Raw genomic sequence first — 7,299 nt, 5'->3', positions numbered from 1 at the left:
AGACTGTCCAATTAATAGTGTTGGCTAGTTGTATTAAAGGGTCTTTGACATCTAATTGAGAAAAGAGCTCTGAATGAAAAAGATTTGATTGGGTGGATATTGGGCTGGATTTAGTTAACATTTTTTTTAAGCAAAACGACCAAGAAATAAGAGGTATTTTAGAAAAAGTTGGTTGATTTGTCTATGGTTATTGTTGGTTTTATTGTTATAAATCAATTTGTTGTGTGGTTTTTAAGGGTTGACTATTTAAATAAATTACACTCTTGTGGAGGGTAAAGTAGGGGTACTATCCTTTTATTCTGACATTCTACTTTTTAAGATAGAGGATCCCCACAAGAACTTCCGCTATATAGCTCTATTTTCCAACCTCGTTGAGCATAATACTCGTCCTTGCTGGCATAAAGTCGAATTCTCTCTATATTTTTCTCTTTATATGATTGTGCTATATAATCCAAGAGGGCCGACCCCCCTCCTTTGACAGTCGTTGTTTGAGCTACTATCAACCCTTCAGGATTTGCCACAATTGTATCAATTTTAGGTACTTGCATTGCTGGATTTTCCATATAAGATATGGATTCTATATTGCCTTCGTAAATGGCGACATGAATTTCTCTTGGTAGTAAACTTTTATTCAGATTTCGTTCAATATTCCACTCTATACGCGCTGATAAATGTGAGGCGAAACTAGATTCAGTCTCGGGTGATGCCACATTTATTTTCCATTTGAGCAACACAGGTTTAACTTCTGCGTTATATAGATCTATGTCAGTCTGTAGTGTTAAATCGTAAGTTTTAAATTGAAAATTATTCTGCATATCGATGACTTTAAGTAAATCATTGGTTCCTTGAACCCTTTCAAAGAAATAAGGAGAAACTGATCTAGACTGATAATTCTGCAAATCAAGATACATATAAGAGGCATAAAGAGTGCCACTGTAAAATATAATCGTCAGTAATAAGGTTTTAAAAAAGCCAAAAAAAATATTTTTAAATTTCATTCATACGCCTCCAAACTTTCAATGCGATTTAGGTAATACAAAAGTCAAAACATCGCTCCTATTTGTGCAAAAATTTCAAATAAAATTGAGAACAAAGACACATCAACAAAAAGGCGACTGAATGCTGTTTGAATTCATACGAAGGCATGCATTCATTATTTCAGCAGCTTCAGTAATTCTTTACCTGAAATCTTTTCGGTTTTACCACCTTTATAAATACCTTGTTGCAATTGCAGTTTCTTCTTTTGTAATTCTAAAATCTTTTCTTCAATGCTGTTTTCAATAATGAGTTTATACACAAATACCGCTTTAGTTTGTCCAATACGATGTGCTCTATCTGTTGCTTGATTTTCAACAGCGGGATTCCACCATGGATCATAGTGAATAACGGTGTCTGCCTCTGTAAGATTAAGCCCAACGCCGCCAGCCTTCAGGCTAATTAAAAATACATCTGCCTGACCAGAGGTAAATTTTTCTATCACTTCTTCGCGCTTTTTAGTAGCGCCTGTTAACTTAGTGTAGCTGATATTTTTTCTCTCTAATTGATCTTGCAAAATACTCAACATTGAGGTGAATTGTGAAAAAACCAATATTTTTCTATTTTCAGACAACAACTCTTCTAACAAATCTAAAAACAATTGTAATTTGGCAGATTCTTCTACTTTTTTTGCCATCTCTATTTTAACCAATTGCGGATCACAACAGACTTGTCTGAGTTTTAATAAGGCATCCAGTAACATAATGTGTGATTTTGCCAAACCCTTTTGTGCAATTGCTTCTCGCACTTTTGCTTCCATAGTGATGCGAATGCTTTCATATAAAGCCGCTTGTTTTTCATTAAATTGGGTGTATTTAATAATTTCAGATTTGGCTGGTAATTCAGGCAAAACTTCGGCTTTGGTACGTCTTAGCATGAATGGGCGTATGCGCTGATTAAGCATTTTTTGTTTGTCTTGATCTAAGTGTTTTTCAATTGGTGTCTGGTATTTCTTTTTAAAAGCAGTTTGATTGTGTAAAAAACCAGGCATTAAAAAAGAAAAAATTGACCACAATTCACCCAAATGATTTTCAATTGGCGTGCCACTCAATGCTAAGCGAAAATCACTTTTAAGAGATTTGATGGCGACAAACATTTTGGTTTTTGGGTTTTTAATTTTTTGCGCCTCATCCAAAATAATATAACTAAAATGGTATTCGGTAAATTTATCAATATCACGATAAATAAGTGCGTAAGAAGTTAACAAAATATCCGCTTCTGCTATTTTTTCAAAGGCTTCAAAGCGTTCTACTCCACCATATAGAGAGAGTAAATTTAAATTGGGTGTAAATTTTTTTACCTCGTTTTTCCAATTGGCAATCAATGAAGTTGGTACCACAACCAGTACAGGTTTCTTTAATCTTTTTTGCGTTTTTAAACAAGATAAATGGGTAAGTGTTTGCAAAGTTTTGCCCAACCCCATGTCATCTGCCAAAATGCCAGAAAATTTAAACTCAAATAAAAAATTCAACCAATTAAGTCCTGTTTTTTGATAATCTCTAAGTGTGGTATGTAGATTTTCAGGCACTTTTACAGGGGCAATTTGGTTAAAATTGTGTAATTTTTCTGCAAGTCTTAAAACCTCTTTTGAGCCACGCCAAACAATATTTTTATCGATATTTCCTAATGTATGCGCCTCGTATGCATCAACTTTAATGTCTTGAGATTGCCCATCATAAAGCTGTAATATCACCTGTAAAATTGGTTTAATTTGTTCCGTTTTAATGCGCACAAAATAATCAGCATGCACTTCTAAATTAACATATTCTCTGGTTTCATTTTGATCAAATTCTGTTATAAACGAACTCAGTAAAGGTGCTAACGGTAGCTTTAGTCCATCAAATTCTAAATTAAATGACAAAGAAAACCAACTATTTTCCGTCTCACTTTCTACCGCAACTTGGGCGTTATTAGCAAAATTTAGCGTCCAACTTGGGTCAATCTCAATCACAAAACCTTGTTGCTCTAACGCACCCAAACTTTGTTTAAATTGGTGCCAAAAATCTAAATATTGTTGCCTGTCTTTGTTTTCATAATAAAAATATAACTGCTGTTTTGAAAAATTGCTTACAAAGCCTAACGCTTCAAACTGCTGTTTAATCTGATTCTCAAACACCAAATCACGCTGAATTTGATACTGTATATCCCCCTCTAAAATAATGCTTATTTGCTCTTGTGGGGCATAATTTAACACCGCCTCATCATAGATAAAATTCAACATTACAACAGCTTTATTTTGATTGCTTAACTTGATTTTTGGCGTGGCAATGGCGTTGATTTCTTTTTGCTCAAAATCCTCTGGAATAACAATATCAACCTCAGTTAAATCCTGCTTGAGTAATTGATACATCGGAATTATTTGCGACTTGAAAACCGCAGGTGCATTCAGTATTTTCTCCAAAGTATCGTGACTAATGCCTTGTAAGGTGGTGGCTTGATTATTGGCAATAATAACAACGGGATCAGAGGCAACAATATGCACATCTTGTGCTAAATTAGTGGCTATTTTATAATAATTTTCTATCTTTTTCCAACTCAATTCTAAAGTGATTTGGCTTTTCGTAAATTGCAATGGCTGCTCACTATCTTGATAAAAACAACGATTGGTTTTTATCATTTCAAGCAAAATACGATAACCCAATTTACCGTGAATATTTGTTTTATAATATGAATATTGTGGAAAAATACCTCGACACATTGTAATGATATCCTGGTCTTTTTTGGTAATTATGTGCTGATGGGTGTTTGAGTATAAAAGTTTATCCATATCAATCTTATAAAAACGAAGTTCGTTATTTTTAAGTTGCTTAACCCTGACAAACTCAATATCTTTGCTATTGTAACCATGTTCACCAAACAAACGATAAATCATATATTCGTTGTTTGCTTGAACTGGATCCTCTTGTACAATTAACTTTTGGAAATCATCTGCCCACATCTTAAATTTTGACTGAAAATTTTCATCTTGTGAAGTTGCGCTTGGTTTTTTCATATTGGCAAAAGCAATGACCGCTGTTACAACATGCTTACAATTATAACCAACAGGACAATCACATTTTCCAGTAATAATGGTGTATCGACCATGAAGAATAGTGGTGGTTTGCGTATATAAATTGTTACCGTATACTTGAGAATTTAAGACAATAGAGCCAGAATCTTTATGCTTAACTTCTAAACTCTCAAGCGCATCATGGCGATAATATTGAAAACCCCTATCAAAAGCACCGTTATCCTTAATAGCCTGTTTAATCTGCTCTAAACTTAGCATTTGACAAATAACGCAATAGACTCAACATGGGCAGTTTGTGGAAACATATCCATCACTCCTGCAGTTTCCAATTGATATCCAATATCAATTAATTTTTCAGTATCTCTTGCCAATGTAGCCGGATTACATGACACATAAACCAATCGTTCAACGCCTAATTTTGGCAGCCATTCAATGATTTCAATCGCACCTGAGCGAGCTGGATCAATCAATGCTTTGTTATAAATTTCCCCCCGAAACCACTCAAAACCCGCCACTTCTTTAAACAAATCTGCCTTATAAAAATCCACATTTTGAATGTCATTTTGCTTTGCATTTATCTTCGCACGCTCAATCAGTCCCGAACTCCTCTCAACACCAACCGCATGCCGTACATATTTAGCAATCGGCAGCGTGAAATTATCCAAACCGCAAAAAAAATCAATCACTTCGTCACCCTTATTAAGTTCCAGTAAATCAATTACTAATGATACCATTTTTTGATTCAGTTTAAAATTCACTTGGGTGAAATCGGTCGGCAAAAATGCCATTTTAATATTATGCTGAAGATGGGTATAAGTTAAAGAAACCGCTTTCCACAGCGGTTTAACCGTTTCCTTACCGCCACTTTGAGTATAAAACGAAATCCCCAGTTGATTAGCACATTTTAATAACGCACCCTCATCTTCTGCATTAAATGGCTCGAGATGTCGCAAAATTAACACGGTGAGACCTTTGCATAAATAGGAACAATCATCAGAAACCCACTTTTCACCCACTTGGCGATTTTTTAAACCCAGCCTTAGTCCTGCTAGGACAAGGTTTAAAGAAATCACCAATTGGGTAAAAATTGGATTTTTCTAATCATCCCTTATTTAAGGTAATTTGTGTTTGTTTTTGTCAATCATGCCTTGGTTAATTTAATCGGATCGATATATTTGAGCGGATTATTGCCCACATAAACATACAAATTCAAACCATCAGCCGCCTCTGCTGCATCAGGGCTTCAGCCAAGAGCACCGTAGTAGGGCAAACCACTGCTGTCGTCTCTTATGGCGGTGCCCCATAGGGGTAATGGTGTTCATAGCCGAGGGTTTGGACTTTGTCGTCCAGCTCTAGGGTGTTGGATTGTAGGTGGCTGGTGAGTTGGTAGCGGGTTTGGCGATAAGCCTCTAGTAAATTCATACGACCGTACTTCTTCTTTGTGGTATCGGATGTGCAGCTTTAGGGGCAGATAGGTCGGCTAATTTCATTGGTACCTCCTCTATGACATCGCCAAATATCTCTCTCATAATATCTTCTGGACCATGAGCTAAAAAAATATCTCCTTTCGAATCGTGCTTGCCCTCAACCCATACACCAAAATCAGGTGTTGCGGATGTTCTAAGAATATCAAAATCGTCAACACACCTATCAATCACACTTTTGGGTGTTGTAGCGATACTTGGGTTTTCACCCATATATTTAAAAGCAGGATATGCTTTTGGGTTCTCATCTTCATCCGGTCTTATATTTGTTATCGTATGGAGTGCACCAACCAGAACGAGCGAACTTCCTTTGAAGTTTCCCCTGCTTCGCATTCTTTCATATTCTGCTTTATCACGCCAATAATTTCTACCAATAAAATTAGAGTTAAGGGTTGTCGCTAGAATATCTATATTTATTGCTGACTCTGTTAATTCTTGGGCCTCTTTAGGTGTTAAGTGCGGAAAGTGCGGATATGGCTTTTGAATTTCCTCTTGTGTATAGAAAGCGCGGATATGTTCTAGATTTTGGATGGGTCTGTCGTTGACATCAGCAACAACTGATTCCATTATAAAATTTTGAAATTTAATTTCAGAGTTTAAATTCATTACTAAATAATTTCCTTGCGGTGTATCGTGCGCTTCTCCAACCCAAATATCCAACGCTCTTTGATTTGCCTTATAAGCGTTAATGTCGCTCACAAACCGACCCCAAGATATAAGCGGAAAATGCCCTGTTGGATCCCTATATTTAAGCGGGTTATTCCCTGCATAAACATACAAATTCAAGCCATCAACCGTCCCTGCTGAATCAGGACTTATCCACCTCGTTAGCCAAGGGGCTAGGTATCTGGCACCGTAGTAGGACAAGCCACTGCTATCGTCTCTTTCTTTGCCTGTGTAGCGGTAGCGTTTTTGTTGCACTTGGGCTTTGTCTTTGCCAGCAATGAGAGTAGTGCCACCATAGGGGTAGTAGTGTTCATAACTGAGGGTTTGGGCTTTGTCGTCCAGCTCTAGGGTGTTGGATTGTAGGTGGCTGGTGAGTTGGTAGCGGGTTTGGGCGGGGTTTTGTGTGTTGTCTTTGTTGCTTTCGCTCAAAATGTGGGTACCAATGTGCAAGGTATTATTTTGTTGTTTTGCTTGGTTGGTTGAGATATCTAGTGAAGGCAGATAGTCTCTTTGGCTTTGTACTTGGTTGTTAGATTCAACCACAGTGCGGACTCGCCTGCCTTGGTAATCATAGACATAGTATTGTGCAGTGTTATTTTTATCTGCTTTGGTAAGTTGGTTAAGGGTGTTGTTGTAGTGCCAATGTAGAGTGCCAATGTTGTCAAGGGTTAGTAAGTTGCCATTGGCATCAAAGTCGGTGGTGGATTGCTGGGTTTCGGTGCCACGGTTGTTGTTTGGGTGGATGGTGAGGGTTTGTTGCCATGTGCTACTGTTTGCTTGGTGTGAGAGATGGGTTAGGTTATTGCCTGTGTCGTAGGTGTAAGTTTGGTGGTAGGGTTCTAGTAAATTCATAAGATAACACAGTGTTTTTTTGTGGTGTCAAATTATAGGTAATAGGTGCAGATAGGTCGGCTAATTTCATTGACACTTCCTCTATTATGAGGTTTTTTAATTTTTTTATTGTCATGAGACCTTTGCATAAATAGGTGATGATTAGCAAAATCTAATTTTTGCCCAATTGGTGATTTCTTTAAACCTTGTCCTAGCAGGGCTAAGGCTGGGTTTAAAAAATCGCCAAGTGGGTGAAAAGTGGGTTTCTGATGA

Annotated in this window: 5 protein-coding genes; all 5 read right to left on the bottom strand. The window is 37.0% G+C overall.

What is annotated here, in order from left to right; translation table 11 throughout:
• Positions 1-314: 314 nt before the first annotated feature.
• Positions 315-998, bottom strand: a complete 684-nt coding sequence (locus BBROOKSOX_RS08100; RefSeq protein WP_139660823.1) for a hypothetical protein — start codon at positions 996-998, stop codon at positions 315-317.
• A 155-nt stretch (positions 999-1,153) separates the two neighbouring features.
• Entirely contained in the window at positions 1,154-4,303 is a 3,150-nt protein-coding gene (locus BBROOKSOX_RS08095) for a DEAD/DEAH box helicase (protein WP_139660820.1), read from the bottom strand.
• Entirely contained in the window at positions 4,297-5,118 is an 822-nt protein-coding gene (gene rlmD / locus BBROOKSOX_RS08090) for a 23S rRNA (uracil(1939)-C(5))-methyltransferase RlmD (protein WP_257607811.1), read from the bottom strand. The genes BBROOKSOX_RS08095 and rlmD overlap by 7 nt, the downstream gene beginning before the upstream one ends.
• A 214-nt stretch (positions 5,119-5,332) precedes the next feature.
• A complete protein-coding gene (locus tag BBROOKSOX_RS12150; RefSeq protein WP_257607810.1) occupies positions 5,333-5,467 on the bottom strand; it encodes a hypothetical protein in 135 nt (44 codons plus the stop codon).
• Positions 5,464-7,047 carry an RHS repeat-associated core domain-containing protein gene (locus BBROOKSOX_RS12145; protein WP_257607809.1) on the bottom strand — a complete coding sequence of 528 codons (1,584 nt, stop codon included), beginning with the start codon at positions 7,045-7,047 and terminating at the stop codon, positions 5,464-5,466. The genes BBROOKSOX_RS12150 and BBROOKSOX_RS12145 overlap by 4 nt, the downstream gene beginning before the upstream one ends.
• Positions 7,048-7,299 lie beyond the last annotated feature (252 nt).

It is taken from the genome of bacterium endosymbiont of Bathymodiolus sp. 5 South, assembly GCF_900128535.1.
Taxonomy (GTDB): Bacteria; Pseudomonadota; Gammaproteobacteria; order PS1; family Pseudothioglobaceae; genus Thiodubiliella.
Note: the sequence above shows the minus strand (reverse complement) of the source record. Positions and strands in the feature narration are given on the sequence as shown.

Excerpts from the sequence above, each read along its gene's own strand:
- BBROOKSOX_RS12145 (WP_257607809.1), bottom strand. The coding sequence starts at position 7,047 with ATGAATTTACTAGAACCCTACCACCAAACTTACACCTACGACACAGGC.
- BBROOKSOX_RS08095 (WP_139660820.1), bottom strand. The coding sequence starts at position 4,303 with ATGCTAAGTTTAGAGCAGATTAAACAGGCTATTAAGGATAACGGTGCT.
- BBROOKSOX_RS12150 (WP_257607810.1), bottom strand. The coding sequence starts at position 5,467 with ATGAATTTACTAGAGGCTTATCGCCAAACCCGCTACCAACTCACCAGC.
- BBROOKSOX_RS08100 (WP_139660823.1), bottom strand. The coding sequence starts at position 998 with ATGAAATTTAAAAATATTTTTTTTGGCTTTTTTAAAACCTTATTACTG.